Source organism: Bifidobacterium sp. WCA-178-WT-4B (assembly GCF_009696495.1).
Lineage (GTDB): Bacteria > Actinomycetota > Actinomycetes > Actinomycetales > Bifidobacteriaceae > Bifidobacterium > Bifidobacterium infantis.
Genome location: NZ_VULV01000012.1, coordinates 69,444 through 94,157, shown reverse-complemented (window position 1 = coordinate 94,157; position 24,714 = coordinate 69,444). Strand labels below are relative to the sequence as shown.

Sequence of the window (24,714 nt, the reverse complement as noted above, 5' to 3'; positions counted from 1 at the left end):
CCGATCTCGATCCGGATGCCCCGGCGTTCCTCTTCCGACAGGCGCGAACATGCTTCCCCCATAGGTGCAACATCCCTTCGGACTGGTTATCCGGACAATCTCCAATCTAACGGGTGTTGCACTTTCAATTAGACAACGGGTGATGCCGCTGCGTTGTTGTATTGTAGTAATATCGGATGATGTGAACACCATCCAGTGGTTCCGACAATCGTAATCGTTCGTATTGGCTGAACGCATTTTATTAAGGTACAGCAAAGGAGCATACCATGAAGCGTTCCAGATCTTTAGCGGCGTTCACTCGGACCAAGCGTAGACTGATCGTCACCGTTGCGACTGCTGCCGTGCTCCTTATATCGAGCTGTGCGGCAGTCGCAATGGTGCAATTTCACCAAGCGGATTACCAAGCTTTGGAGCAACGTGGGGCAACGCGCAAGACCCTTGATTCTTTTCGTGCCCTCAGTACCGCGGATGGGCTTTTCGATATGCCCGAGTTAGACACTCGAAACACTGAGGAATCACGAATCAACGCCACCTACATGGTGTCTCAGATGGTGGGCGAGAATCATGACAAGGTATCTACTCAACGCACTCTGGATTCCCTATACGCTTATGCCAAGGATGAACGGAATCCGCTTGCCATGAGACTAAAAGCCTATGTGGCCTTGAAGAACTTCAAGGATACGCGATGGGAATCCAGCGATGGAATTGTGAAACAGGTTGAGCAATCTTTCCCGAAGAATGTTGCAAGCGACGGTCTGGCGGAGTATCTTTCACTCGCGGAACCGGTAGCTGTTCTGGATTCCGACTTCACCCCGACAACCATGCTGGTTCCCTTCAACCCGCTTACCAACGAGCAGACCGAGAGACTCGCGACTTCGGCCATGATAACCAGATACCTGTTTGGTAATGGAAGTCAGATACCAGAGTATTTTTCGGATCTCAGTTCAGATTTGTGCGCATGGGCGTCTGGGGACTCTCCGTATGTGCAGCAAACACTCCTGGCCGCCGACGCTCTGACTGGCACCGAGCAAAGTTCCTGCATATCCCGTCCGGCGATCAAGAAACTCTTCGGTTGCAAGAACTCGACTCAAATGATCGCGATAGATGGTTCACTGACTGGCGTGTGCAGTCTGACACTCACCTATTACGCCTATAGATCGGGGGCAGCGCCATTATGATGCGGGACATCGAAAGCAGCGTTCTCGTCTTCAACCACGTGTCGAAACGTTATGCAAGGGACAAAAACCGCCGGTTCGTTCTCGGACCGATATCCTTTTCGCTGGAGTGTGGGGAAGTTCTTAGAATTCAAGGCGATTCCGGTTCCGGAAAGACAACGGTTCTCAGAATCGCGGGTCTTCTTACGGTGCCGGATCGCGGCGGCGTACATGTGTGCGGCGAAAAGGCGACCACTGAGAAATCCCGCGATCGGCTTCGCGCCGCCTGCATCGGAATCGTTTTTCAGGATGCGAACTTGTTTGGTCATCTGACGGTGTTACAGAATCTTCTTGTTGCGGATCAAGGGAAAGGGAACAGCGCAGAATGCCTTGAGCTGCTTTCCCGGTTTGGAATTCGGCGGCTGGCGAATGTGAAGGCGGGCAGGATTTCCGGCGGCGAACTTCAACGTGCCGGAATATGCCGTGCGCTGATTAACAGGCCTCGGCTGCTTTTGCTGGATGAGCCCACGGCATCGCTCGATGACGCGGCCGCCGATGAGGTGGCATCGGCCATTCGCATGCTGAGGGAAAGGGGTGTGGCGATTTTGCTGGCCAGCCACGATCCTCGTCTGGATGGGTTGGAGTCCCAATCGCTGCGTCTTGAGGCCGGGAAGGTGGTTGTGAGCTGATGAGAAAGGTTCTACGACTCGCGTGGTTTGAGCGAACGCATACGTTCAGAACATCGCGGGCGTTGGTTGTCATGTTGGCGATCGTTGTCGCCGTATGTTATTGCCTTCAGGGTTTTGTGGTCAGTGCGGTTCGGTCCCATGCAAGCAATGTCGAGAAGCACTCCAACGTATCCGTCATCGAGCTCAGCACGATTCGTCCGGACGCACGCGTCTTGGACGGGGAATCACTTTCCGAAGTATCAGGACTGGGACATGTCGTTTCCGTGGTTCCATGGATGCAGCACGATCTGGATTTGGCCGACGAAGGCGACTGGCCATCTCCAACGGTCAGCCCCGGATCGCTGTGGGCCACCACGTATTTCGAACCGAGGCTTCCGAAAATGATCAAGGGAGACAGGCCCGTCTCCCTGCAGGACGACGAGATTCTCCTACCCGATTCCGTTCCCGGAGGCAGCCTCAGGCATCTGTACGGCAAGACCGTCATGTTCGGGTACACGCATATCAACGGTAAATATCAAGGATCGTATAGAACCATTCCACTCAAGGTGGTGGGAATCTACGACAACTCCGTACCCGACAAGGATGGCGAGAATCCGTCCTATGTCTCCGAAAACACAATGGATGCCCTGTTCGACGGGAATGTCCAGGAATCATACACATTCGCATACGTTCAAGTCGATTCGGGCGATAATGTCCCCTTGGTCCAGAAGAAACTCGCCGCCATGGGATTCGGAGTGGCCGGTGCCGCGGGGCAGCAGGATGTCACGGGCATTCTTGCCGCACTTATGAGCATAGGCAGGTTCATGTTCCCCATTGTGCTTGTGTGCTCCCTGGTGTTCGGCTTATTTCTGAGCGTGATATGGATGAAGCAGCGCAAACGTTCGTTGGCGCTGCTCCGATGCCTTGGATACACGGCCGGGCAACTGAGCGCCCTTGCACTCGTCCAAGTCGTTCAACTTGTCGTCGCAGCGGGCATCGCGGGCATCATCTTGGGGGCGGGTTTCAGTTTGCTGCTGGCGCATTCCGTTGATTCCGGCGATCTGTTGAATCTCACGAATCTGGATTCGGTGGTTTTCGATCCGGTACTGGCGCTTGAAATGCTCGCCATCACCGTCGCTGGTGCAGTCATCGGGGCCCTTCCCCTGAGCGTAAGGATTGCACACACCCAGCCGGATGCGCTGATGCGCGGGTAGTTCAGTACCCGGCTTTTATGGCGGTGATGGTGAGCTTGTCTGATTAATTCCAATACTATGAGGCATAGTTAAATGTCGATACCGATATATGTCAGGGTCTCCCTTCACCCAACCCGGTCGACGGTTGCATGTCCCTCCCCCGCATCAGCCATCCAATCAGTCTTCGCCCTGTGTGTCCATGTCTCCCTCATTCCCGCTCCTCGCTCTATCGGGCACGATTCCGGCATCGTCATCATCCCGGCGGGCGGCGACGCCCAGACGGCCATCCATCGCGGATTCCGAAGCGTTGCGCGCCTGCAGATACATGGCGACAAGTTCCAACAGCACCAGCGCGTATACGATGATTGCACCGGGCAATTGCGCACGATCATAGAACGCGAGTATATCCGCATCCATCAAATCCGCTGTAAACGTCAACACGGGAAACGGGATCAGCGCCGCCGCAAACGACATGAAATGCGTTTTCACCATCGACCAGTCGACCGGATCGACCGGCGGTCGCCGGCGTCTCGGCGTGAACAGATGGCCTCGGCTGACCGTTATAATGATGATGGACACAGCAAAGATGACGGCGACCATCCACAGAACGCCCGGCAACAATCCGACAACAATCCCGTTCACCCGGTCCTCCAATCAGTCATAATAATCACCGCAACATATAAAAAACATAAGATGGCCGGCAACAAAAGCAACACATACAACAAAGCGACCTGCCGACCAAAGCCGGCAAGTCGCCAACAACCATACATGTATCAGGCGGTTGCGCGTTGCAAGCGCTGTGCCTCGAGCTTCTTGCGCATCCTCATGGCGGTCAGTTCATCAATCGGACGGCCCGTGGCAATCGTCAGCGGCTTGGCCTCAAGATCAACATATTCTTCCTGTTCCAAGGCCGTCTCAATCTGGTGCCACAACGAACCCACCGACACGGCGAACACTGCCTTACCGCTTTGCAACAGTTCGAGCATCTGTTCGCTGGTTGTGCATTCATGTACGTTTTGACCATCGCACATGATGGTCACATTGGCCAGCTGATCGGTGCTGCGTTGAGTCAAGAATCCGATAGCCGCCGTCACGTTCTGCAGATTCACACCGGCATCAAGCAACTTCTTGGATACAGCGAGAATCACCACATCCTTAAACGAGTATAGTCGTCGTGAACCGGAGCCATGAGACGGCGTGATGGACGGCTCAACAATCTGCTTGCGTGCCCAATAATCGAGCTGTCGGTACGTGATGCCGGCCACCTTGGAGGCCACAGTGCCACGGTAGCCGCGCTTGATCTCCTCAGTATCGACGTTGGAGAACAACTCCCCCTGAATCGCGTCAGCGTTCAGATTCTGACGGTCCTCAAGCGAAACATGAAGATGCAGCCCGGCCTGTCCCATGGCACTCCCCTAACTTATGCGTGTCTCGCATATGACTCACACTGGTGTAATCACATGATTGCAATTCTGCAATCAGTCTAACCCCATGCTAGGTGTGGACTATTGGGAAATAATGGCAGATTTCGTGAAGAACACGAGGCGGAATTTACCGATCATGATTTCGTCGCCGTTCTTCAGCGCCGCCTGATCAACACGCTGACGGTTCACGTAGGTGCCGTTCAGACTTCCTGCGTCAACCACAAAGAACTGACCGTTGACCCTGCGGAACACGGCATGCTGACGGGATACGGTGGAGTCGTCGAGCAGAATATCAGCTCGCGGATCACGACCGACGGTGATTTCATCCTCGTCAAGCAAGTAACGAGAACCTGAGACCGCTCCCCTGGCGGAAATCAGCAATGCCGTTCCCTCGGACAATCTGGTGATGGTGTCCAGATCCTCTTGAGTCAGCGGTCGATCGCCGGTGGTGGTAATGGGCAGTACATTAATCGCGGGCAGGCCGATAATGGTGGTTTCGCCTGCGCTAGGAATCGGGTTGGTCATAATCTCCTATTCTACCGTCTTTGCATACTGGTTTTGCGTAGCTTCGCGTACTTCGTCGATAATGATGCTGTCAGAAGGCTGTACGTTGACGTTGGACCCGTATTTCACCTGGAGCTGAGCGCCCACACCGCCGGCGATATCGACTGCGTTGGACAGTTCCTGCGGATTGCCAATGGCCTTCACTGTGTATGTGGGCTTGATGGTGGTGCCATCCACAATCAAACCTTCCTCGGCGTCCTGAATGTAGGTGGAGGTGATGACGCGCACGTTATTGATGGCGATTACCTCGGCACCGGCATTGCGAAGTTCCTCGATAAGGTTGAACATGATTGAGGCGTCCACTTTAGTCATCGAGCCTCGTCCGATTCGGATGGTCACGCCTTGACCCTTTGCCGGGAGTCTGCCGGAAATCAAGCCGCTGGTCTCCTCGTTTTGCTTGGCGATCTTACGCGCCTGCTCCTGCTCGTTAGCCGCCGATTTCAGCGAGTTGAGCTGGCTGTTCAACTGGGTTTTACGCTGCTCGAGATTGGAGATTTGCGTATTCGACTCGTTCAGCAGCCTTACCAGTTCACTCTCGTCCATCGTTTCGTACGTGGATTTAGTGTTATTGATCTGGCTCATGTAGGCGAAACCCAACAACGCGCACATCAGAGCGATGAGAATCGAGGATAGTAACCGTGATTTGTTGCTGGCATGGTTGAGATCCTTCCGGGGCTTCTTACGCACCGTGGGAAACGACCCGGTTTCCATCCAGTCGTTGACCTTGTCTTGTACATGCTGGTCGCGCATTTTCTCCAGCATGTTGTCTGATTGTGCTTTACGTGCCATACGTCAGTACCCTTGTCAGCCTCGGAAGATGAAGCGTCTGATCGCGGACACGTTGGAGAAGATGCGGATGCCGAGTACGACGATGACGGCTGTCTGCAGCTGCGAACCGACGCCGAGCTGGTTGCCGAGGAACACGAGCAGTGTTGCCGTCACCACGTTGGCGAGGAAGGAGATCACAAACACGCGGTCGGAGAAGCTGCGCTCGAAATAGGCTCGCGCGGCACCCAGCAGGGCGTCAAGAGCAGCGACCACCATAATCGGTAGATAAGGCTGCACGATGATCGGAATGTCCGGCTTGACGAACACGCCGATGACGACGCCGATGATCAGTCCCAGAACGGCTGCCATTATTCATTCCTTTCCGCGTACTTCACTTCGCCAGTGACTGCTGCCTCAAGTGTAATCGAATTGGATTTGCTCACCTGCGGGTAGATACCGGCTTCCTTGAAGGAATCGTAAAGACTTGCAAGTTTCTTCTTCCCCATCGCTTCGGCCAAGACGCTCTTATCGCCTATGGCTTCAATGGTATAGGGGCTTTGTATCGCGGTCATGCCGATGAGAATATGCCCGCCGGCCTTGCGTATCGAGGTTTGCGCGCCGAGCCTATTACCGTTGATGGCAATGGCTTCGGCTCCGTTTTGGAACATCAGGGAGACCAGTTGCTGCAGATCCAGATCGGTGATGACTCGGATGTTCGTGGAGGTGCCGACTCTCGTCGAGGAGGATTGATCCGACTGGCTTGCCGCGATTGGATCGGCCAGCGTCATGGTGATTCCTTCGCCTTCGACCACCGTGGCACCATTGACCATTTCGTCTTGGATAAGCGTATCGCTTTTCACGCTGCCGGAGATTTTCTTGGACTGTTCGTCAACTTGGGAGCGCAACTTATTGACGTCCGTGGTGAGTTCGTCTATTTGCGAGTTGCGATTCTCCAATTGCGTGGCCAAAGTCTGCCGTACCTGCTTACGCGGATCGGATTGCAACTGTTGCACGAATAGGCTGCAGGCAAAGCCAACGCCGACGCAGATGATGAATACGACGATGCGATTAAACCAGATGGAGAAGGTCGAACGATGCTCATGGACCAGTCGTGAGTCGGAGAACATCGGATCCATCGGACGATTGACAAGATCATCGATGAGCTGAAGCGAATCGTCGTTGGTTTTACGGCGGCGTGGGGTGCGGATGGCGGCGGCGTCATCCGGGGAAAGCGCATGATGTGATTCCGCGCCTCGGACTGAGTGGGAGAACACGGCGCGGCGTCGTACCGGCTCAGTCTCCTTGGGTACGGGGAATGAGACCGGGGCCGTGGCCTCAAGCGCCATACTTCTCCCCCAGTTCCTTGCGTAGCAATCCGACGCCCTGCTTGGTATAGATATATCCGGCGAGCCAATACATGGCGATGCCCCAGATGCCGGCGGCCAGCGCGGCGATGTAGAGCAAGTGGAAGAACGTACTGGTGCCCAAATCGGCGAAAATCAGACCGACGATGGAAATCATCAGCAGCGCGGTACCGGCCTTGCCCACGAAATGCACGGGCAGCGGACCATAACCGTACTGGGCAAGCCATAGCACCTGAATCGCCATCCACAGATCCCTCAGTCCCACGATAATCAGCATCCACCATGGGATGATGCCGGCGACGCTGAGAGCCAGAATCGAGCAGAAAATGAGCAGTCGGTCGGCAATCGGATCAAGAATCTGACCGATCTTGCTCACTTGGTTGAATCTGCGCGCGATGATGCCGTCAAGTCCGTCTGAAGCCGAGGAAATGGCGATCAGGGCTAGCGCCGCAATCATCTCGTGCTTGGAGATCAGCACGCTGATGAAAGGAATCGAGATGATTCGCAGCGCGCTGATCAAATTGGGCACAGTGAAATAGATGTCACGTGCTTCCGGACTGTATCTGGCGTTGACTTTCTGGTTGGTCATATCGACTAACAGTCTACATGCGGGAGGCTTGCAGAGCGGTAACAATGATGCCGCGTGCGCCGACTTCGTACAAATCATCCATCAGCTGGTTGACCTTGGCCTTGGGAACCATGACTCGCACGGCGTTCCACTGTTTGTCGTGCAGCGGGGAGATCGTCGGGCTTTCAAAGCCAGGGGTCACGGCCACGGCGGCGGCGACCTTGCTGATCGGAATGTCATAGTCCATCAGCACATACTGATGCGCAGTGAGCACGCCTTGCAGACGGCGGGTCAGCACGGCCAGACGTGGGTCCTGCTCGTTCAGACGCGGCGAACGAATCAGGCAAGCTTCGGAGTGCATGAGCGGTTCGGCAAACACGCGCAGGCCGGCGTTGCGCAGGGTGGTACCGGTGGAGACCACGTCGGCGATGAGGTCGGCCACGCCCAGCTGCACGGAGGATTCGACCGCACCGTCCAGATGGATGGTCTCGGCCTGGATGCCGTGCTCGACCAGATAGTCGTGTACGAGCTTATCGAATGTGGTGGCCACGCGCTTGCCCTGAACATCCTCCAGGGTGGTGATCGGGGATTCGTTCGGTGCGGCGAAACGGAAGGTCGAGGCACCAAAGCCGAGCGGCATGTGCTCGAGCGCGGCGGTACCGGAGTTCTTGAGTAGATCCTGACCGGTGATGCCGACGTCGATGGCGCCGCGGCCCACGTATACGGCGATATCGAGCGGACGCAGGTAGAACAACTCGATGCCATTGTCGGGATCTTGCACGACCAGCTGGCGAGGGTTGGTGCGCAGACGGTAGCCGGCCTCGGCCAGCATGTTCCACGCGGGCTCGGATAGCATGCCCTTGTTGGGCACTGCGATTCTCAGCATTTGCGTTCCTCTCACAGGTGCTTGTAGACGTCCTCAAGCGTCAGGCCGTGCTTGATCATCATGACCTGGACGTGGTAGAGCAGCTGGCTCATTTCCTCGGCGGTGCGGTCCGCACCCTCGTATTCGGCGGCCATCCAGGTCTCGCCGGCCTCTTCGATGATCTTCTTGCCGATGAAGTGGGTGCCCTTGTCGAGCTCGTCGACGGTCAGGGAGCCTTCGGGGCGGGTCTGGGCCTTCTCGGACAGTTCGGCGAACAGGGATTCAAACGTCTTCATGTGATTCGGATTCTTCTCTTGTGGTTATGGATGAAAGGTGGATTGCGGTTCAGGCTTGGAGCTCAGGCCTTGAACGCGGCCTCGGCCTCGGCGCGGATGTCGTCGATGGCCTGGGCGGGATTCTCGGCGCCGTACACGGCGGAACCGGCAACGAGCACGTCCGCGCCGGCCTCGGCCACGATGTGCGCGGTCTTGGGGCTCACACCGCCATCGACTTGAATGCGGGTCTTCAGTCCGCGACGGGTGATTTCGTCGCGCAGGCGGCGGACCTTGGCCATCTGGTTGTCGAGGAACTTCTGGCCGCCGAAGCCGGGCTCGACGGTCATGATGAGGACCATGTCGAACTCGTCGAGGATATCGAAGATCGGCTCGACCGGTTCGGCCGGGCGCACGGCGAAGCAGGCCTTGCAACCCATGTCGCGCAGCTGGCGGGCCAGACGCACGGGGGCGTGGGTGGCACCCATGTGGAAGGAGACGGAGGCGGCACCGAGCTTGGCGTATTCGGGGGCCCAACGGTCTGGGTCCTCGATCATGAGGTGCACGTCGACCGGCAGATCGGTGACCTGGCAGATGCGGCCGACGATCGGCTCGCCCAGGGTCAGGTTCGGCACAAAATGATGGTCCATGACATCGACGTGGACCAGGTCGGCGTTGGCGATGGCCTTGAGATCACGTTCGAGGTTGCAGAAGTCAGCGGACAGGATGCTGGGTGCGATTGCGATATTGCTCATGGTTTCCTACCTTATCTGTGCAATGGGACTTGGGGTCCCGTGTTTCGCGCTGTTTCGGCGCTGTTTATCGTGGTGTCACTTAGTGCGCTTGGCTTGCTTTTTCTGGCGAAGCTGTTCCTCTTCGATGCTCTGGCGTTCGAGCTCGTCGGCGGTGACCGCCGCAAGCCCGCGCGCCTGCGCCTTGGGGTCCGGCCCGTACTGGTAGAGCACGACGAACAGGATGCAGCCGAGCACGAAGACGATGATCGCGGTCCACATGTTGGTCCTCAGGCCCAGAATCACCGTGGAGTAGTTGATGCGCACGTTTTCGATCCAGGTGCGGCCCAGGCCGTACCACATCAGGTACATGGCGAACTGCTGGCCGGCCTTGAGCCGGTCGGCGAGCTTGTGGCCGAGGTAGATGATGAGCGCGGCGCCGATGAGGTTCCAGATCATCTCGTACAGGAACGTGGGGTGGAACAGCGTGGTCCTGTAGTCCGGGCATTGCGCGCCGGAATAGCAGATTTCGGATTTGCCGATGGCGTCCGCGTCGTTGAGCTTCAGGCCCCACGGCAACGTGGTGGGCCAGCCGTAGAGTTCCTGGTTGAACCAGTTGCCGAGTCGGCCGATGGCCTGGGCCACGGGCAGCGCGGGGGCGATGGCATCGGCGAAGATCGCGAACGGATAGTGCTTGTGGCGGCACCACAGGAACGCCACCAAGGTGCCGACGGAGATGCCGCCGAAGATGGCCATGCCGCCTTCCCACACCTTGAGGATGTTGACCAAGTTGCCGGTGGGCGGGAAGTAGTCAGCCGGCGTGGTGATGCAGTGGTAGAGGCGCGCGCCCACCAGTGCGCAGGGCACGGTGACGAGCGTGGTGTCGAGAATCTGGTCGAAGGTGCCGCCGTACCGCTTCCAACGTGTGGTGAGGATCCATACGGCCACGCAGATGCCGATCAGGATGCAGATCGCATACATGTGGATAGTGAATGGGCCGATCTCGAACTTGGAGAAGGTCGGTGAGGGAATATAAGCCAGATTCATCGTGCCTCTACTTGCTGGTGCTCATGGTGTGTCCGCGCGCGGGTTGTGCTTGATGCTCTGTGACTACCCTACCGTGTCACGGCACAATCCGCGTGAGGCGCACCGGGTGTTTACCGGGCGTTGTGGATGCCTTCGGCCAGTTCCTCGCTCTTGGCGGCGAGCAGCTTCAAGCCTTCCTTCGGGTCGCGTGCGGTCTTGTCGTCGTCCGCGAGCATGGTGTGCACGAGCGCGGAGCCGACGATGACGCCATCGGCGTAGGCGCCGACCCGGGCGCCCTGTTCCGCGGTGGATACGCCGATGCCCACGCACACGTTCTCGGCACCGGCCTGACGGGTGCGCTCCACGAGGAGTTCGGGTGAGGCGTCGATGGTGGCGCGTTCCCCGGTGACGCCCATGCGGGCGGCCGCGTACACGAAGCCACGCGCGTTGCGGGCCACGGTTTCGAGGCGCTCGGTGGACGAGTCCGGGGAGACCAGGAAGATGCGGTCGAGTCCGTGACGGTCGGAGGCTTCGATCCACTCCCCCGCCTCGTCCGGGATAAGGTCCGGGGTGATGAGACCGGCGCCGCCGGCGTTCTCGAAGTCACGGGCGAAACGCTCGACGCCGTAGTGGTACACGAGGTTCCAGTAGCTCATGATGAGCGGCACGCCGCCGGCGTTGGCCACGGTCTCGACGCCCTCGAACACGCGCCTGATGGTCTCGCCATTGTTCAGGGCGATGGAGGCGGCAGCCTGGATGACCGGGCCGTCCATGACCGGGTCGGAGTATGGCAGGCCGATCTCCACGGCATCGACACCGTGCTCGACCATTGTCTTGAAGGCATCAAGCGAGACATCCGGGTTCGGGAAGCCATAGGGCAGGTAGCCGATGAAGGCGGGCTTGTTCTCGGCCTTGAACTTGGTGAACATTGCGCCCGACTTGCTGGGCTTGTGGCTGATGCCCAGCGGCTGGCCGGACGGCGTATTCGCTTCGTTGGTCATAATCAACAATCTCCTCTTCTTGTTCAGGCGACGGTGTTGCCGTGGGCACCGGTCACATCAAGCGCGGCGGCCTGATCGTCGGTCAGGTAGCCGAACCACTTGCCGGCGGTGGCCATGTCCTTGTCGCCTCGGCCGGAGATGTTCACGATCATCACGGCCTTGTTATAGCCCTTGGCTTTCAGATCGGCGGCGGCCTTGTACGCGCCGGCCACGGCGTGCGAGCTTTCGATGGCGGGGATGATGCCCTCGCTCTGGCTCAGGTCGCGGAAGGCGTTCATGGCCTCCTCGTCGGTGGCCCAGCTGTAGTTCACGCGGCCGATATCCTTGAGCCATGCGTGCTCGGGGCCCACGGACGCATAGTCGAGGCCTGCGGAGATCGAGTAGGTGTCGAGCGTCTGGCCTTCGTCGGTTTCCAGCAGGTAGCTCTTGGCGCCCTGGAACATGCCGAGCTGGCCGGTGCCGGGGGCGAAGCGGATGGCGTGCTGGCCGGATTCGGGGCCGTTGCCGCCGGCTTCGTAGCCGTAGAGGTTCACGCGCTCGTCGTCCAGGAAGGCGTTCATCACGCCGATGGCGTTGGAGCCGCCGCCCACGCAGGCGCAGATCGCGTCCGGATGGTCAATGCCGTACCAGTCCTGGAGCTGCTGCTTGGCTTCCTCGCCGATGATCTTCTGGAAGTCGCGCACCATGGCCGGGAACGGGTGTGGGCCCGCGACGGTGCCGAGCAGGTAGTGCGTGTCCTTGACGTTGGTGACCCAGTCACGCAGGGCCTCGTTGATGGCGTCCTTCAGAATCTTGTCGCCGAGGGTCACCTCGACCACTTCGGCGCCGAGCATACGCATGCGGGCCACGTTCAGGGCCTGACGGCGGGCGTCGATCTGGCCCATGTAGATGCGGCACTTGAGGCCAAGCATGGCGCACACGGTGGCGGTGGCCACGCCGTGCTGGCCGGCGCCGGTCTCCGCGATCACGCGGGTCTTGCCCATGCGCTTGACGAGCAGGGCCTGTCCGAGCGCGTTGTTGATCTTGTGCGCACCGGTGTGGTTCAAATCCTCGCGCTTGAGGAAGATACGGGCGTCGAGACCGGTCTTCTCCTTGACGAGTGCGGCGAAGCGCGGGGCTTCGGTCAGCGGGCTCGGGCGGCCCACGTAACGCTGCTGGAGCGTCATGAATTCCTTGTGGAATTCGGGGTCGGCCTTGGCCTCATTGTAGACGCGCTCCAGCTCGTCGAGGGCGGTGATGAGGGCCTCGGGCACATAGCGGCCGCCGAACTGTCCCCAATACGGTCCCTGATGTTCGCTCAACGGGGTTGTTTCGGATGCTTTCACTTGTGCTCCTGCCTTTACTAGTCGTTCCACTGCAAGTTCATGATCATCAGCGGTGGCCACGCCTTCACCGACCAGTACCGCGTCCGCTCCCGCGCGGGCGTAGTCTTCGACCTCGACCGCGCCGAATACGCCGGATTCCGCCACCTTGATGACGTCATCGGGCAGATCGGCCGCGAGTTCGTTGTATTTGTTCACGTCTACCTTGAGGTTCTTCAGGTTGCGCGCGTTGATGCCTATCACCTTGGCACCGGCCTTGCGGGCGCGTTCGATTTCCTCGCGGGTGTGCGTTTCGACCAGCACGGTCATGTTCAACTCGTGCGCCAGGTCGAGCAGGTGCTTGAGCTGGGCGTCGTCCAATGCGGCGACGATGAGCAGCACCAGGTCGGCGCCGTGGGCGCGGGCTTCGAAGATCTGGTAGTCGGTGACGATGAAGTCCTTGCGCAGCACCGGAATGTGCACGGCGGCGCGGACCTTGTCGAAATCGTCAAGGCTGCCGAGGAATTTGCGGCCTTCGGTGAGCACGGAGATGGCGCTTGCGCCGCCCTTCTCGTATTCGCGGGCCAGTACGGCCGGGTCCGGAATGTCGGACAGGTGGCCCTTGGACGGGGACGCGCGCTTGATTTCGGCGATCACCGGGATGCCGTCGGCGCGCTTAAGCCATCGTGTCGCGTCAATCGGAGCCGGGGCCGCCAGCGCGGCCTTCTTCACGTCCTCAAGCGATACGGTGAGCTCACGGGTGCGCTGATCCTCCAGCGCTCCCGCCACCAGTTCGTCCAAAACCGACATGGTCCTCCCTTTGTTGGTGTTCGGTCATGCGCCACTCTAGGTCACGCCCCATCCCGATTGCCGAACCCGTCCTACATTCTGGGCTATTCCTCGTTGGTTCGTATCGCTACGGAACCAGAGCGGCCAACAAAAAGGAAAATCGCCATGAATATCGGTCATACGGCCTGGGATTGATTCCATTGATGGCATAGACTGGGCGCATGTGCAGGAGATTCGCGCTTGATTTGGATTGGGATGCCGTGGCCTCGCAGTTCGCGGTAGACGAGGATGACGTGCGCGTTGACACTCTGCCACAGCCTTCCTACAACATCGCACCCACGCAGAACATTGGCGTGGTGGCACAGGGCAAGGATGGCCGCCGTCATCTGACCGGTGCCTATTGGTCGCTGGTGCCGCGATGGAGCGCCAGCAAAGTGCTGAGCTACCCCACATATAATGCGCGTGTGGAGTCTGCGCATGTCAAGCCGGCGTTCGCCGAATCCACAAAATCCATGCGAGCCATCATCCCCGCTTCCGGCTACTACGAATGGAAAGGTCGCAGGCCGTTCTATTTTCACGCACCACATGATGAACTATTGTCTTTGGCCGGCCTGTACTCATGGTGGAGGCCGTCTCCCGCATCGCCATGGCAGCTGACCGCAACCATCATCACCTGCCCTGCCGCGGACGAGTTCGTCAAGGTGCATGATCGCATGCCCCTGCTGGCGCCTCGGAATATGGTTGCCTCATGGCTGGACCGCTCCGTTGACGGAGCCGCACTGTTAGATTCCATGCGGGAAGCGGGTACTATGCTTTCCCGGCGTCTGCAATTTCACGAAGTCGCGCCACTGAACAGCGACGGCAAACGTCTTATTCAGCCATTGGATTCCACCGAACCCATGCGTCTGTTTTGAGCTCTTGCAGCTGGAACCGGTTATGCAGCTGTATATGAAGACGGATCAATCAACGCCCCGCTGATAACTAACCTCGTATGGCCATCAGTCAAAAACAGGTCTCTTCCGCTCGACATTGGTCGACTACGACTACTTTTGCACCAATCCGCGCAGCAACTCGATCTCGTCGCGATGCGTGGCGGGCGTCTGCTCCTTGGTTTCGAGGATCATCGGGAGCTTGGCCATGATCGGGTCGTTGACCAGTCGCGTGAAAAACGGGATGCCGAGCTGGCCCTCCCCGATGTTGGCGTGACGATCCTTATGCGAGTCGAGGCCAAACTGCGAATCGTTCACGTGAATCGCCTTGACCTTGGCCAATCCGATCGCATCATCCAACTGATGCATCACGCCATCGTAGTCGTTCACCAAATCGTAGCCGGCATCCAACACATGGCAGGTGTCGAGCGTGACGCCGACGTTCGCCTTGTTCTCCACGCCGTTCATGATCGTGGCGAGCTCATCGAAATTGCGCCCGCATTCCGTGCCTTTGCCGGCCATGGTCTCCAGAAGCACCATGACGCCGGTCGTACGCTCGAACACCTGATTCAGTCCTTCGCTGATCAGCCGGCAGCCGGTCTCGGAGCCTTGGCCCACATGTGCGCCGGGATGAATATTGATATACACCTCCTGGCCGGCCTCGCGGATGGCGGTCAGCAGCTCGATGTCCTCGGCCAACGCCTCGATCGCGAATGCGCGCTTGGCCTCATCCTTGCCGGCCAGATTGTAGACGTACGGCGCGTGGACGACCAACGGCCCATAGTCCTCAGCCTTCAGACGTGCGCCGAACGTTGCCGCGTCGGCCGGGTCGAGCGCCTTCGAATGCTTGCCGTACGGGGAACGCGGGAAGAACGCGAACGCGGTTCCGCCCTCCTCATGGGAGCGTTCCAGCAGTGCATTCCATCCGCCGGCCGTCGACAGATGCGATCCGATATACAGTTCCGTCATTCCAAACTCCTCATGTTCCGCTCGCTGTTCGTGTTACCGCTATCATATGGTAGGCGGCATCGCGCGCCGCCCGCACAACCGACACGAGACACAACTGTTCACCCGACCAAAGGAGACCCGAGCATGGCGGCAGCCGGCACACCCAAGGACGATACCGGCCTTGAACGAAAGATGGAGTCGCGCCACCTGACGATGATCTCCCTGGGCGGCGTGATCGGCACCGGTCTGTTCGTCAGCTCCGGCTACACGATTCATCAGGCGGGGCCGTTGGGCGCGATCCTCGCTTACGCGGCCGGCTCTCTGCTCGTATACTGTGTGATGGTCTCGCTGGGCGAGCTGTCCGTGGCCATGCCGTACGCCGGCAGCTTCCACATGTATGCGAAGCGGTTCATCGGCCCCGGCACCGCGTTCACCATCGCCATCCTGTATTGGCTGAACTGGGCGGTGGCGCTCGCCTCCGAATTTACGGCCGCGGGGTTGTTGATGCAGCGATGGTTCCCGCATTCGCCGTCCTGGGTGTGGTCGGCCGTATTCATTGTGGTGGTGTTCGCGCTCAATATCATGTCCGTGCGGCTGTACGGCGAGGCGGAATTCTGGTTCGCGTCGATCAAGGTGTTCGCCATCGTCGTGTTCATTGTGATCGGCCTGCTGGCGATCTTCGGCGCCATACCGATTGCCGGCCATGATTCCGCGCCATTGTTCACCAACTTCGTGGCCGGCGGCTGGTTCCCGAGCGGCATCGCGCCGATTTTCTCGACTTTGCTGACCGTGGTGTTCGCGTTCTCCGGCACCGAAGTGGTGGGCGTGGCGGCCGGCGAAACCAAGGATCCCTCGCGTGCGATCCCCAAGGCCGTGCACACCACGGTGCTGCGCCTGGTAATTTTCTTCATCGGCTCGATTCTGGTGATGGCGGCCTTGATCCCCTGGCATCAGGCCGGCGTGGATACGAGCCCGTTCGTGCTGGTGTTCCAGTCAATCGGTATGCCGTTCGCCGGCGACATCATGAACTTCGTGGTGCTCACGGCTGTGCTTTCCGCCGCGAACTCCGGCCTGTACGTGTGTTCGCGCATGGTGTGGTCGCTGGCCAAGGAGCGGCTGATTCCCGAACGTTTTGCTAAGACGAATTTCCGTGGTGTGCCGGTGTGGGCCGTGCTGTTCAGCATGGCGGGCTCACTGCTGGCGTTGCTGTCTTCCGTGATCGCCGCTTCGACCGTGTATCTGGTGTTGGTCGCCGTATCCGGCTTGGCGACGCTGGTGGTGTGGTTCTCCGTGTGCGTGTGCCATATCCGGTTTAGGCGTGAATGGACGCGGGATGGTCATAGTGCCGACGAACTCGGCTATCGCGCTCCCGGCTTTCCGGTGTTGCCGTGGCTGGCCATCGTGATGTGCATCGGCGCGCTGCTGCTCGTGGTGCTCGATGAGACGCAACGTTCGACCCTGTATTGCATGATTCCGTTCGTCGTCTGCTGCTACGCGGCCTATTACGCCCTCGAACGCCAACGCAAACGCGAAAAGAATACCTAACTCGGTTTCGAGGGGCTGATTCGGCGTTCGCCGGAGGTCTACTTGCGTTTCAAGGGGCTGATGCCCAAGTAGGCAAGGCTCCGAAATGGCGTCATGTCGTTGCCACAAAGCCGTTTATACTCGCGGTTTGGCGTTTGAGCAGCCCCTCGAAAGCCAAGTAGATGTCCCCACCGGACGAAATCAGCCCCTCGAAGCCGAGAAACCATTGATGGCCGATTATGTTGAGCCCAGTGACGTGCCTGGTCCCGTGCTCGAACTGGTACAACAATTGGAGTTTGGTTTTTGCAAAGGGGCATTGTTATGTACAAGGTGTTGGTGTCGTTCGCAGACAGCTAATGCGCGTTGACTCGTCGCGCTAAGCCGTGGTCGCCGTTTGGACCCACGGCGCTTCTGTTGTGCCATTTCCCACGCACTTGGTCGAAGGCTGGCGATGGGCCCTGACCAAAAGGAATTTCCTCTCCGCAATCATGCTCGGCGCTATGGTGACATCGCCTGCGTGGCCAGTATCACCGGCGCGCAGATCATGTTGGCCGCCCGTGGCACCAGCGCGGTCATGATCGGACTGCTCGGCACGGCAATGGGCGTGAGCACGTTGGTCGGCTCGCTGTTGGCCAACAAACTGGTTGATATGGTTCCCACTGGGAGACTGATTGCGGGCGCACTTGCGTTATTCGCGGTCAGCCAGATGCCACTGCTATTCCTGCACAGCTACGCGGCCATTCTGATCTGCCAGATTCTGGCCGGCCTGCCGTTCCCCGCGTTGAACGCCGGTCTGCTGGGCTTTCTCTACGGCAAGACACCCGACAACATGCAGGGGCGGGCTTCTGCCGTATTTGAAACCACGGTCGGCATACTGGGCGCGGCATGCCCGGCGATGGTCGGCTGGCTGTTGCAACAGCCGGATCTCGGTTTCACGGCGGTGATGGGCGTGGCCGTGGCCTGTTCCGTAGCGGGATTGGCCATATCGTTGGCCGGCCCGCTGCGCAGCATTCCAACTCCCGAACGATGGTCGGAGGTTGCCCTGTAACGCCAAACGGCGGAGCGCCGGTCTTATATGAGGTCGTACGGCATCTGATGCTTGACCAGCCAGAAGATGCCGAGGCCGATGAACACCAGCAGATTGAATCCGCCGCTATGCCATGGCAGCACGATGATTAGCGTCGCCATACGCGCCACATAGAACGCCGCACGCCGCCAGCCTTCTCGCGGCCGGGTTTCCACTGTCATGTGCGTGAAACTGCCGCCGAACGTGCAGCCGCCGCGCAACCATGGCACCACGCCCTCGAAGAGGATGAGCGCCGCCAGGAAGAGGATCGAACCGGTCCAGTCGAACGGTTCCATCGACTGCCATGAGCCATTGGAGCCCGAGGGCAGGTTCGAGCGGACGATCATGACGAACAGATGCGTCGGCATCACGGCGAACGCGATCAGCGTCATGTCGATGATGAACGTGATCAGCCGCCTCATGAAGCCTGGTGTGGTGGTCGGCGTCATATCGGCGACCCGCGCCGGAATCAGGCGCAGCGAAAGCATGGACAGCGCGAATCCGATCAGCGCGCCGGTCGTGTTCCACAGGAGATCGTCCACGTCGAACAGACGGTAAGCGCACGGGAACACGCCCATGAGGCCGGTCAGCTGCATCGTCTCCAGAAATAGCGACGTGGCGAACGACAGTACTGCGGTAACCGGCAGCGGCCAACGCCATATGCGGCCCATGATGAAGCCCAACGGCAGGAAGAACACGATATTAAACGCGATTTGCAGTACGGCGGTGAGACCATCGGTACGGATGTCACCGATGAACTGCAGTGGGTTGAGCTGCGGTGTCAGATGGTGCGCGGCGCAATAGGCCGCCGCATCGGCCGGCATCGGATACAGTGTGAAGCACAGCAGGCCGAGCAAGTACAGCACCGTGCCATACGCCACTATGGCCGACGACAGTAGGATGCGATTGTCGCGGTGATACAGCAGCGCCAGCACCGGCACGGTCAGCAGCATGGACACAAACGGCCACAGCGCCATCGCGAACGCAAACGGTTCGGAAAAGTTCTTAAGAAATCCCATCTTCAATGCTCCCTGCTTCGGCCCGCTCCGTTCGGTTTCGGACCTTGACTCTCGACTTCTGATTCCAAGGTACGGAACATGACGGCATGCGGGTATCGGCCACGAGAGCGAAATCATTGGGATGAAAGACGATTCGTATCATTCGCATGGATGAGGGAGATGCGCCAGTTACCATTGACGCCGACGAGGATGGCGTGGTCGACGCCGTGACCGCGCAGATGAGCGAGCGTACGTCGTTCATCGTGTTGGACCAGATCACTTCCGCCACCGCTATGCTGTTTCCGGCCCAGCGCATCGCCGCCGAAGCCCATCGCCGCGGCATCCGCATTTTGGTTGGTGGCGCGCACGCTCCCGCCCAACTGGCCGATCCGGTCGGCGGACTGCAGTCCGATTGGTGGGGCGGCAATTTTCATAAGTTCCCGTGTGCGCCGCGTGGCACGGCATTGCTGGTGATTCCGCCCGAAGGCGGTCAGGATGGTCAGGATTTGTGGCCACTGATCGACTCGTGGGGTTTCGCCGACCCGTTCCCGGAGCGATTCGATGAGCAAGGCACCCAGGATTTATGCGGTCCGATTGCCGCGCCCGAGTCCCTGCGCGAGATCGAGCGACTGTGGGGCTGGGATGTCGTGCGCCGGTACATGTCCGATCTTGCCGATTACGCGGAGCGTCGGGTATCCGAGGCGGCCAGCGAGGTCGGCGGCGAACTGTACCTGCGCCTCACCGCCCACGCCTACGTCACCACCGACGCCATAGACCGCTTCGCCGAACAATCTATCCCAACCATCGTCGGATGGCTGCGTGGGTAAGCGAATCGTATGTTGCGTGGTGCCTTAACTATGGATGATTAAGGCGCCAATGCAACAGTATTAGAGTTTTGCGGGTTGTAGAGCTGCTTACAGAAAATTTGCGGTTGAACGGCAGCCCCAATCTTCCGTCACAGTGGCTTGACGAAATCTTCGCCATTGAAGTAGCCGGCGATGGCGTTGTGCTCGATGATGGGCTGCGGGTCGATGGCAAGCGTGTGATGTGGGTCTTCAGTGCCGCTGATTCCCCCTAATGGTCGATTATCTCTTCCTCGATAATCAATATGCTGTCATGTGATCGCATGACAGCATATTGACATTCCCCAAACAAAGTGTTCTACTATGAACGGTATGACGATTCGTATTGTTCCGATTGAGCCGCAATGGTTTGAGGAAAAGGCCCAAGTTCAGTCGTACACGTGGCGCGAACTCAATCAGGGGCATATTCCGCAGGAAATCGTGGATGCGATCACTCCCGAATTCGCGCTCAAACTGACGCGCAGCCACGCCAAAGAACCCAATCAGGTCGTATTGGTCGCTTTGGAGAACAACCACGTGATTGGTTTTGCTGAGCTTCTGCAAACGCCGCGCTCGCCAATCAAACGGTCCGAGGCTGCGGAACTGGCTTCGCTATATGTGTTGGAATCTTGCCATCGTCATGGCGTTGGCCGTGCTTTGGTTGAGGCGGGCCAACGCGCCATCGGCAACGATCGGCTCGCCTTGTGGGTCGCCGGATTCAACACCAACGCCCAAAGTTTCTACCGTCACATCGGCTTCCATGAGACCGGCCTGACTCAAACCGAAGACATGGGCCCGGAACTCGAAATGATCAACTACTCTGACGGCGTATTCCAGTGAGCAGCGCGCGGCGACTATCCGCGAATTTCAGGAGAACATGAGCCGGCTGGGTCTGACCGCCGAACGGATCGGCAAGGATTTTGGCGTCAGCGGCAGCAGAGTGGAGCAAATCATCACCCTCAAGTCGGGCGTGCTGGAGTATCCGTGGATTATCCGCGCCTATCTACTGAGCAAAGCCGCGGCGCAGGGCGTGGAACTGACGCCGTTCACGGCGCTACGCGGAAATCCACACGATTATTGGTTCCTCGACGGCGACTTTATCGACCGAGGCGAAATCGATTAAAACCGATTGATAATCGGCCATTTATACGCGAGAGGCGCCGTCAATCGCCTCGCGCATAGAGGCCATCGCTCTCCGTGCAGGTGGCGATGCGTGTGTAGTATTCCGTCTTGTCCTCATGGTCGATACGTGCGCCGCAATGCTGCTGCACCGCAAGACTTGCCGGATTGGTTTTGTGGACACTCAGATAAGCCTCTTTGATGCCGAGCTCGCGGGCCTTGGCAAGCGTGAGCTTGAGCCCGGCGGTCGCGTAGCCGTGGCCGCGGTATTCGCGGGCGACACCGTAGCCGATGTGGCCCGGACCGTTGCGCAGGAAGTCGGTGAGCCGGTGACGCAGGTTGAAGATGCCCACATAGTCGCCCTCATCGTTGACGAGAATGTATTTGGTGGCTGGCACCCAGCCGTCCGGCAGGCCGACGCCAAGCGACTCATCACGCAACCCTCGCACATATGCGGCGAACCGTTCACGATTCATGCCGGCCGCTGGGTTCTCGAATCCCATCTCCTCCGCCGGGAATTTCGCGAACAAGTCAAACGCGCGNTCCTGGTCCGCCAGCCATGTCTCGATCAGCCGCATTGGTCACACTCCTCCTGTTGACACAGCAAACCACACTACTACTGCTCGGCCAACGGCCGCAAGCCTTATCTAGGGTGTGTTTGCGCTAGTTGGTTTTGCTGGTGTTTTTGAGTTGGATGGTGATGAGGATGAGTTGGAGGTTGGCGAGGAAGGTCTCGTCGAGCCTGTCGTAGCGGGTGGCGGCCTTGCGGTGGTGCTTCATGCGGTTGAAGACGCGTTCGACCATGTTCCGTCCCTTGTGCGCCTCCCTGTCGTAGTCCCATGGGTCCGTGCGGTTCCTCTTGGGCGGCACGACCGGCATCAGGCCGAACGACTCGGCCAGCAGGCGGGTGGAATCCCCCTCGTACGCGCGGTCCATGAGCAGGTGCGCGCCCATGAACGCGCCGGGCGCGGCCATCGAGCGGCGCCCGTGGGCCGCGTCGTGCTCGTTGCCCGGGCCCGGATGGATCTCGACGAGCGTGCTCCCGCTGTCGGATACCACGCGGACTTTGGTGTTCCGCCCTCCCCGGGAGACGCCGACGGACCGGGAGCCCCCTTTTTTTCGGCGCCCCGGCCGCGTGCTGGTGGACCTTCACGCTCGTGGAGTTCATGGCGAGCACCCGGATCTCCACCCCGATGATCCGCTCCTCCTGCAAGGCCGTGAACAGGCGCTCCATCGCGCCGTTCCCGGACCAGCGGTTGAACCGCCGGCAGACGGTGATCCACTTGCCATAGCACTCCGGCAAATCCCTCCACGGAGCCCCGTCCTGCACATCCACAGCAGGGCGTTGACGAACCTGTAGTTGTCGACCGCCACGTTGCCCCTCTGTCGCGGCAACAGGTGCGCGACCCTCATGAACCGGTCAAGCGTGATGCCATACCCCGGCGTACACACACGCCAATCATCACACAAAACCTAAATAATGTAAACACACCCTAACTATTCTGTTCGATGTTCATTTGATACGTATCGACGACCATACTCGGTTTGTGTGTTTTTGACGGTTTTTGTGAGGTTGTAATCGCTTTCCAAAATGGTGAATACGCTTCAGCGGGAGAGGCTCAATGTTCAAATGACACTGTGCCGGTCTCACGAAATGCAAGCAAGATATGCGCGATTGAGGCAAATCGTTTCAGAAGCATCCGGCAAAGCCGTGTATCGCCTCCTTGAAATTTTTTGTATTTGGGACTAATTTATGCACTTGGCAACGCAATCAGTGACATTTGCTGTCTGATTGCTTACACCCACGCAAAATATATTCAAGGAAGAAAGAGGGAGCGGCATGATTGATCTTGCTGCTGGAGAATCCGCGATTCGCCTGTCGCTGAGTTGGGTGGATTGGCTGATCCTCATCATCTATTTCGCCATGATCGTGTGGATTGGTTACTCCATCCACAAGCAGCAGAAGTCCAGTGAAGACTTCCTGCTCGCCGGCCGTTCCATGCCGGCGTGGATTGCAGGCTTGGCATTCTGTGCCGCCAACCTAGGCGCCACCGAGATTCTGGGTATGGCCGCTAACGGTGCCCAGATCGGTATGCCGACCATCCACTACTACCTGATCGGCGCCGTGCCGGGCATGGTGTTCCTCGGCATCTTCATGATGCCGTTCTACTACGGCTCCGGCGTGCGCTCGGTGCCTGAGTTCATGTACCAGCGCTTCGGCAAGGGCGCGCACATCATCGTATCGCTGTGCTTCGCCGTCTCCACGATTCTGCAGGCCGGCATCAACCTGTACGCCATGGCCCTGATTCTTCAGGCCATGCTGGGTTGGACCCAATGGACCGCCATCATCGTGTCCGCCGTGTTCGTGCTCGCCTACATCACGCTGGGTGGTCTGACCTCCGCAATCTACAACGAGGTCATGCAGTTCTTCGTCATCGTCGCGGCCCTCATCCCGGTCACTGTCATCGGTCTGTCCCACGTGGGCGGCTGGTCCGGCCTGACCGCCAAGCTCGACAGCATGCAGGACTGGAGCGGTTCCATCCACGCTTGGGCCGGCACCGGCCTCGGCAACGTGACCAACCCGGTCGGTGGCGACTGGTTCTCCATCCTTATGGGCCTCGGCTTCGTGCTCGGCTTCGGCTACTGGACCACGAACTTCACCGAGGTGCAGCGCGCCTTCGCCGCGAAGAGCATGACCGCAGCCCGTATGACGCCTATCCTGGGCGCCATCCCGAAGATGCTCATCTGGATTATCATCATCATCCCTGGCCTGATCGCCGCCGCTACCGTGGGCAACCTGTTCGCTGGTGACCACCCGGTGCTGCAGTACAACGAAGCCATTCCGTACCTGTTCAAGATGTACCTGCCGAACGGCGTGCTCGGCGTGGCAATCACCGGTATGATGGCCTCCTTCATGGCCGGCATGGCCGCGAACGTCTCCTCGTTCAACACCGTGTTCACCTACGATCTGTGGCAGGACTACGTCAAGCCCGGCAAGGACGACAAGTACTACCTGAACATGGGCCGCTGGATCACCGTCATCGGCGTGTTCATCTCCGTGTTCACCGCTTGGATCGCCTCGCAGTTCGGCAACATCATGACGTACCTGCAAACGCTGTTCAGCTTCTTCAACGCCCCGCTGTTCGCCGTGTTCATCCTCGGCTTGGTGTGGAAGCGCGTCTCCAACGTCGCCGGCACCGTCGGCTACGTGTGCGGCATTCTCGCCCCGCTCGTCACCTACATCCTGTACTTGCAGTCCGTCGCGGCCGGCAACCCGATTTTCGGTTCCGCCACCGCCGAGACTTGGTACGGCGCCATCATCTCCTGCCTCGCGACCTGGATCGCGGCGGCTGTGCTTACGCCGTTCACCAAGTCCAAGACCGATGAGGAACTCGAGGGCCTGACCTTCGGCACCAACGGCATCAAGTACTTCAAGGAGGCCTCCGCCGAGGAACTTGAGGACGCCAAGCACGCCGCCAAGGAAGCCGGAAAGGATGTCTCTACAGTGAAGGTTCCGTGGTACAAGAAGCCGCTCATTCTCGGCTCCGTGATCTTCACCCTCGGTCTCGTGTTCTACATCCCGTTCTTCTAAACCGCAGG

At 59.0% G+C, this 24,714-nt stretch carries 28 protein-coding genes and 1 pseudogene; 11 read left to right on the top strand and 18 right to left on the bottom strand.

Annotated features, from left to right (window positions below; translation table 11 throughout):
- The first annotated feature begins 266 nt into the window (after positions 1 to 266).
- From FYJ31_RS09155 to FYJ31_RS09145, 3 genes are all read left to right on the top strand, one after another.
- Positions 267 to 1,178: a hypothetical protein gene (locus FYJ31_RS09155; protein WP_154536523.1), complete on the top strand. Its 912-nt coding sequence runs from the start codon at positions 267 to 269 to the stop codon at positions 1,176 to 1,178.
- Positions 1,175 to 1,843, top strand: a complete 669-nt coding sequence (locus tag FYJ31_RS09150) for an ABC transporter ATP-binding protein (RefSeq protein ID WP_154536522.1) — start codon at positions 1,175 to 1,177, stop codon at positions 1,841 to 1,843. Before FYJ31_RS09155 ends, FYJ31_RS09150 begins: the two co-directional genes overlap by 4 nt.
- 293 nt (positions 1,844 to 2,136) lie before the next feature.
- Positions 2,137 to 3,036 carry an ABC transporter permease gene (locus tag FYJ31_RS09145; RefSeq protein ID WP_229774020.1) on the top strand — a complete coding sequence of 300 codons (900 nt, stop codon included), beginning with the start codon at positions 2,137 to 2,139 and terminating at the stop codon, positions 3,034 to 3,036.
- Between the two features lie 156 nt (positions 3,037 to 3,192).
- Here FYJ31_RS09145 and FYJ31_RS09140 read toward each other — a convergent pair whose 3' ends face one another.
- The 13 genes from FYJ31_RS09140 to FYJ31_RS09080 all read right to left on the bottom strand — a co-directional run bounded on the left by FYJ31_RS09140 (position 3,193) and on the right by FYJ31_RS09080 (position 13,709).
- Complete coding sequence (locus FYJ31_RS09140) at positions 3,193 to 3,657, bottom strand: hypothetical protein (protein ID WP_143723990.1); 465 nt, start codon at positions 3,655 to 3,657, stop codon at positions 3,193 to 3,195.
- Between the two features lie 131 nt (positions 3,658 to 3,788).
- The gene (locus FYJ31_RS09135; protein ID WP_071477844.1) at positions 3,789 to 4,421 is read right to left on the bottom strand and encodes a MerR family transcriptional regulator; all 633 of its coding nucleotides are present in this window, start codon (positions 4,419 to 4,421) and stop codon (positions 3,789 to 3,791) included.
- A gap of 99 nt (positions 4,422 to 4,520) precedes the next feature.
- The gene (locus FYJ31_RS09130; RefSeq protein WP_071477845.1) at positions 4,521 to 4,964 is read right to left on the bottom strand and encodes an FHA domain-containing protein; all 444 of its coding nucleotides are present in this window, start codon (positions 4,962 to 4,964) and stop codon (positions 4,521 to 4,523) included.
- A 6-nt stretch (positions 4,965 to 4,970) separates the two neighbouring features.
- Positions 4,971 to 5,792 carry a DUF881 domain-containing protein gene (locus FYJ31_RS09125; protein ID WP_065472474.1) on the bottom strand — a complete coding sequence of 274 codons (822 nt, stop codon included), beginning with the start codon at positions 5,790 to 5,792 and terminating at the stop codon, positions 4,971 to 4,973.
- Positions 5,793 to 5,807: 15 nt separating this feature from the next.
- A complete protein-coding gene (locus FYJ31_RS09120; RefSeq protein WP_007052290.1) occupies positions 5,808 to 6,140 on the bottom strand; it encodes a small basic family protein in 333 nt (110 codons plus the stop codon).
- Entirely contained in the window at positions 6,140 to 7,117 is a 978-nt protein-coding gene (locus FYJ31_RS09115) for a DUF881 domain-containing protein (protein ID WP_143724652.1), read from the bottom strand. Before FYJ31_RS09115 ends, FYJ31_RS09120 begins: the two co-directional genes overlap by 1 nt.
- Entirely contained in the window at positions 7,107 to 7,724 is a 618-nt protein-coding gene (locus FYJ31_RS09110; RefSeq protein WP_007054263.1) for a CDP-alcohol phosphatidyltransferase family protein, read from the bottom strand. The genes FYJ31_RS09115 and FYJ31_RS09110 overlap by 11 nt, the downstream gene beginning before the upstream one ends.
- Before the next feature lie 13 nt (positions 7,725 to 7,737).
- Positions 7,738 to 8,589 (bottom strand): ATP phosphoribosyltransferase, encoded by an 852-nt coding sequence (gene hisG / locus FYJ31_RS09105; RefSeq protein ID WP_012471863.1) that lies wholly within the window; start codon positions 8,587 to 8,589, stop codon positions 7,738 to 7,740.
- A gap of 11 nt (positions 8,590 to 8,600) precedes the next feature.
- Positions 8,601 to 8,864, bottom strand: coding sequence for a phosphoribosyl-ATP diphosphatase (locus FYJ31_RS09100; protein WP_007054261.1), 264 nt, complete (start codon positions 8,862 to 8,864; stop codon positions 8,601 to 8,603).
- Between the two features lie 62 nt (positions 8,865 to 8,926).
- Entirely contained in the window at positions 8,927 to 9,595 is a 669-nt protein-coding gene (rpe, locus tag FYJ31_RS09095; protein ID WP_154536521.1) for a ribulose-phosphate 3-epimerase, read from the bottom strand.
- 75 nt (positions 9,596 to 9,670) lie between these two features.
- On the bottom strand, positions 9,671 to 10,618 hold the full coding sequence (lgt, locus tag FYJ31_RS09090; RefSeq protein WP_032744040.1) for a prolipoprotein diacylglyceryl transferase: 948 nt from the start codon (positions 10,616 to 10,618) through the stop codon (positions 9,671 to 9,673).
- 110 nt (positions 10,619 to 10,728) lie between these two features.
- Positions 10,729 to 11,598, bottom strand: coding sequence for a tryptophan synthase subunit alpha (gene trpA, locus FYJ31_RS09085; protein WP_195839486.1), 870 nt, complete (start codon positions 11,596 to 11,598; stop codon positions 10,729 to 10,731).
- Positions 11,599 to 11,621: 23 nt separating this feature from the next.
- A complete protein-coding gene (locus tag FYJ31_RS09080) occupies positions 11,622 to 13,709 on the bottom strand; it encodes a bifunctional indole-3-glycerol phosphate synthase/tryptophan synthase subunit beta (RefSeq protein ID WP_154536519.1) in 2,088 nt (695 codons plus the stop codon).
- Positions 13,710 to 13,909: 200 nt separating this feature from the next.
- Here FYJ31_RS09080 and FYJ31_RS09075 point away from each other — a divergent pair, with 200 nt between their 5' ends.
- A complete protein-coding gene (locus FYJ31_RS09075; RefSeq protein ID WP_015438823.1) occupies positions 13,910 to 14,602 on the top strand; it encodes an SOS response-associated peptidase in 693 nt (230 codons plus the stop codon).
- 129 nt (positions 14,603 to 14,731) lie between these two features.
- On the opposite strand, the gene FYJ31_RS09070 is transcribed toward FYJ31_RS09075, so the two are convergent.
- Positions 14,732 to 15,586, bottom strand: coding sequence for a deoxyribonuclease IV (locus FYJ31_RS09070; protein ID WP_154536518.1), 855 nt, complete (start codon positions 15,584 to 15,586; stop codon positions 14,732 to 14,734).
- A gap of 123 nt (positions 15,587 to 15,709) precedes the next feature.
- Here FYJ31_RS09070 and FYJ31_RS09065 point away from each other — a divergent pair, with 123 nt between their 5' ends.
- Together FYJ31_RS09065 and FYJ31_RS09060 are read left to right on the top strand one after the other, a co-directional pair.
- Positions 15,710 to 17,110: an amino acid permease gene (locus FYJ31_RS09065; RefSeq protein WP_154536517.1), complete on the top strand. Its 1,401-nt coding sequence runs from the start codon at positions 15,710 to 15,712 to the stop codon at positions 17,108 to 17,110.
- Positions 17,111 to 17,606: 496 nt separating this feature from the next.
- Positions 17,607 to 18,137: an MFS transporter gene (locus FYJ31_RS09060; protein WP_326831200.1), complete on the top strand. Its 531-nt coding sequence runs from the start codon at positions 17,607 to 17,609 to the stop codon at positions 18,135 to 18,137.
- A 23-nt stretch (positions 18,138 to 18,160) separates the two neighbouring features.
- Here the strand turns inward: FYJ31_RS09060 and FYJ31_RS09055 are convergent, their stop codons facing one another.
- Positions 18,161 to 19,174 carry a VanZ family protein gene (locus FYJ31_RS09055; RefSeq protein WP_195839485.1) on the bottom strand — a complete coding sequence of 338 codons (1,014 nt, stop codon included), beginning with the start codon at positions 19,172 to 19,174 and terminating at the stop codon, positions 18,161 to 18,163.
- A 146-nt stretch (positions 19,175 to 19,320) separates the two neighbouring features.
- On the opposite strand from FYJ31_RS09055, the gene FYJ31_RS09050 reads away from it, so the two are divergent.
- The 3 genes from FYJ31_RS09050 to FYJ31_RS09040 all read left to right on the top strand — a co-directional run bounded on the left by FYJ31_RS09050 (position 19,321) and on the right by FYJ31_RS09040 (position 21,118).
- Entirely contained in the window at positions 19,321 to 19,980 is a 660-nt protein-coding gene (locus tag FYJ31_RS09050) for an aminotransferase class V-fold PLP-dependent enzyme (RefSeq protein ID WP_012577716.1), read from the top strand.
- Between the two features lie 339 nt (positions 19,981 to 20,319).
- A complete protein-coding gene (locus FYJ31_RS09045) occupies positions 20,320 to 20,835 on the top strand; it encodes a GNAT family N-acetyltransferase (RefSeq protein WP_012577717.1) in 516 nt (171 codons plus the stop codon).
- A gap of 37 nt (positions 20,836 to 20,872) precedes the next feature.
- The gene (locus tag FYJ31_RS09040; protein WP_154536515.1) at positions 20,873 to 21,118 is read left to right on the top strand and encodes a DUF2316 family protein; all 246 of its coding nucleotides are present in this window, start codon (positions 20,873 to 20,875) and stop codon (positions 21,116 to 21,118) included.
- Positions 21,119 to 21,158: 40 nt separating this feature from the next.
- Here the strand turns inward: FYJ31_RS09040 and FYJ31_RS09035 are convergent, their stop codons facing one another.
- Positions 21,159 to 21,692 (bottom strand): GNAT family N-acetyltransferase, encoded by a 534-nt coding sequence (locus FYJ31_RS09035; RefSeq protein WP_154536514.1) that lies wholly within the window; start codon positions 21,690 to 21,692, stop codon positions 21,159 to 21,161.
- Between the two features lie 85 nt (positions 21,693 to 21,777).
- On the bottom strand, positions 21,778 to 22,173 hold the full coding sequence (locus tag FYJ31_RS12895; protein WP_154536513.1) for a transposase: 396 nt from the start codon (positions 22,171 to 22,173) through the stop codon (positions 21,778 to 21,780).
- Positions 22,174 to 22,280: 107 nt separating this feature from the next.
- Here FYJ31_RS12895 and FYJ31_RS13090 point away from each other — a divergent pair, with 107 nt between their 5' ends.
- Complete coding sequence (locus FYJ31_RS13090) at positions 22,281 to 22,406, top strand: hypothetical protein (RefSeq protein WP_268234343.1); 126 nt, start codon at positions 22,281 to 22,283, stop codon at positions 22,404 to 22,406.
- Here the strand turns inward: FYJ31_RS13090 and FYJ31_RS13335 are convergent.
- Positions 22,385 to 22,444: pseudogene (locus FYJ31_RS13335) on the bottom strand (hypothetical protein); the annotation flags it as partial. The gene FYJ31_RS13090 and the pseudogene FYJ31_RS13335 overlap by 22 nt on opposite strands.
- 510 nt (positions 22,445 to 22,954) lie before the next feature.
- Between FYJ31_RS13335 and FYJ31_RS09020 the strand changes: the two are divergent.
- A complete protein-coding gene (locus FYJ31_RS09020) occupies positions 22,955 to 24,706 on the top strand; it encodes a sodium:solute symporter family protein (protein WP_012577721.1) in 1,752 nt (583 codons plus the stop codon).
- The last annotated feature ends 8 nt before the right edge of the window (positions 24,707 to 24,714 follow it).

Excerpts from the sequence above, each read along its gene's own strand:
- trpA (WP_195839486.1), bottom strand. The coding sequence starts at position 11,598 with ATGACCAACGAAGCGAATACGCCGTCCGGCCAGCCGCTGGGCATCAGC.
- FYJ31_RS09055 (WP_195839485.1), bottom strand. The coding sequence starts at position 19,174 with ATGGGATTTCTTAAGAACTTTTCCGAACCGTTTGCGTTCGCGATGGCG.
- FYJ31_RS09120 (WP_007052290.1), bottom strand. The coding sequence starts at position 6,140 with ATGGCAGCCGTTCTGGGACTGATCATCGGCGTCGTCATCGGCGTGTTC.
- FYJ31_RS09100 (WP_007054261.1), bottom strand. The coding sequence starts at position 8,864 with ATGAAGACGTTTGAATCCCTGTTCGCCGAACTGTCCGAGAAGGCCCAG.
- FYJ31_RS09125 (WP_065472474.1), bottom strand. The coding sequence starts at position 5,792 with ATGGCACGTAAAGCACAATCAGACAACATGCTGGAGAAAATGCGCGAC.
- FYJ31_RS09045 (WP_012577717.1), top strand. The coding sequence starts at position 20,320 with ATGAACGGTATGACGATTCGTATTGTTCCGATTGAGCCGCAATGGTTT.
- FYJ31_RS09040 (WP_154536515.1), top strand. The coding sequence starts at position 20,873 with ATGAGCCGGCTGGGTCTGACCGCCGAACGGATCGGCAAGGATTTTGGC.
- lgt (WP_032744040.1), bottom strand. The coding sequence starts at position 10,618 with ATGAATCTGGCTTATATTCCCTCACCGACCTTCTCCAAGTTCGAGATC.
- FYJ31_RS09065 (WP_154536517.1), top strand. The coding sequence starts at position 15,710 with ATGGCGGCAGCCGGCACACCCAAGGACGATACCGGCCTTGAACGAAAG.
- rpe (WP_154536521.1), bottom strand. The coding sequence starts at position 9,595 with ATGAGCAATATCGCAATCGCACCCAGCATCCTGTCCGCTGACTTCTGC.
- hisG (WP_012471863.1), bottom strand. The coding sequence starts at position 8,589 with ATGCTGAGAATCGCAGTGCCCAACAAGGGCATGCTATCCGAGCCCGCG.
- FYJ31_RS09150 (WP_154536522.1), top strand. The coding sequence starts at position 1,175 with ATGATGCGGGACATCGAAAGCAGCGTTCTCGTCTTCAACCACGTGTCG.
- FYJ31_RS09075 (WP_015438823.1), top strand. The coding sequence starts at position 13,910 with ATGTGCAGGAGATTCGCGCTTGATTTGGATTGGGATGCCGTGGCCTCG.
- FYJ31_RS13090 (WP_268234343.1), top strand. The coding sequence starts at position 22,281 with ATGGCGAGCACCCGGATCTCCACCCCGATGATCCGCTCCTCCTGCAAG.
- FYJ31_RS09155 (WP_154536523.1), top strand. The coding sequence starts at position 267 with ATGAAGCGTTCCAGATCTTTAGCGGCGTTCACTCGGACCAAGCGTAGA.
- FYJ31_RS09050 (WP_012577716.1), top strand. The coding sequence starts at position 19,321 with ATGGATGAGGGAGATGCGCCAGTTACCATTGACGCCGACGAGGATGGC.
- FYJ31_RS09020 (WP_012577721.1), top strand. The coding sequence starts at position 22,955 with ATGATTGATCTTGCTGCTGGAGAATCCGCGATTCGCCTGTCGCTGAGT.
- FYJ31_RS09135 (WP_071477844.1), bottom strand. The coding sequence starts at position 4,421 with ATGGGACAGGCCGGGCTGCATCTTCATGTTTCGCTTGAGGACCGTCAG.
- FYJ31_RS09115 (WP_143724652.1), bottom strand. The coding sequence starts at position 7,117 with ATGGCGCTTGAGGCCACGGCCCCGGTCTCATTCCCCGTACCCAAGGAG.
- FYJ31_RS09110 (WP_007054263.1), bottom strand. The coding sequence starts at position 7,724 with ATGACCAACCAGAAAGTCAACGCCAGATACAGTCCGGAAGCACGTGAC.
- FYJ31_RS09080 (WP_154536519.1), bottom strand. The coding sequence starts at position 13,709 with ATGTCGGTTTTGGACGAACTGGTGGCGGGAGCGCTGGAGGATCAGCGC.
- FYJ31_RS09130 (WP_071477845.1), bottom strand. The coding sequence starts at position 4,964 with ATGACCAACCCGATTCCTAGCGCAGGCGAAACCACCATTATCGGCCTG.
- FYJ31_RS09070 (WP_154536518.1), bottom strand. The coding sequence starts at position 15,586 with ATGACGGAACTGTATATCGGATCGCATCTGTCGACGGCCGGCGGATGG.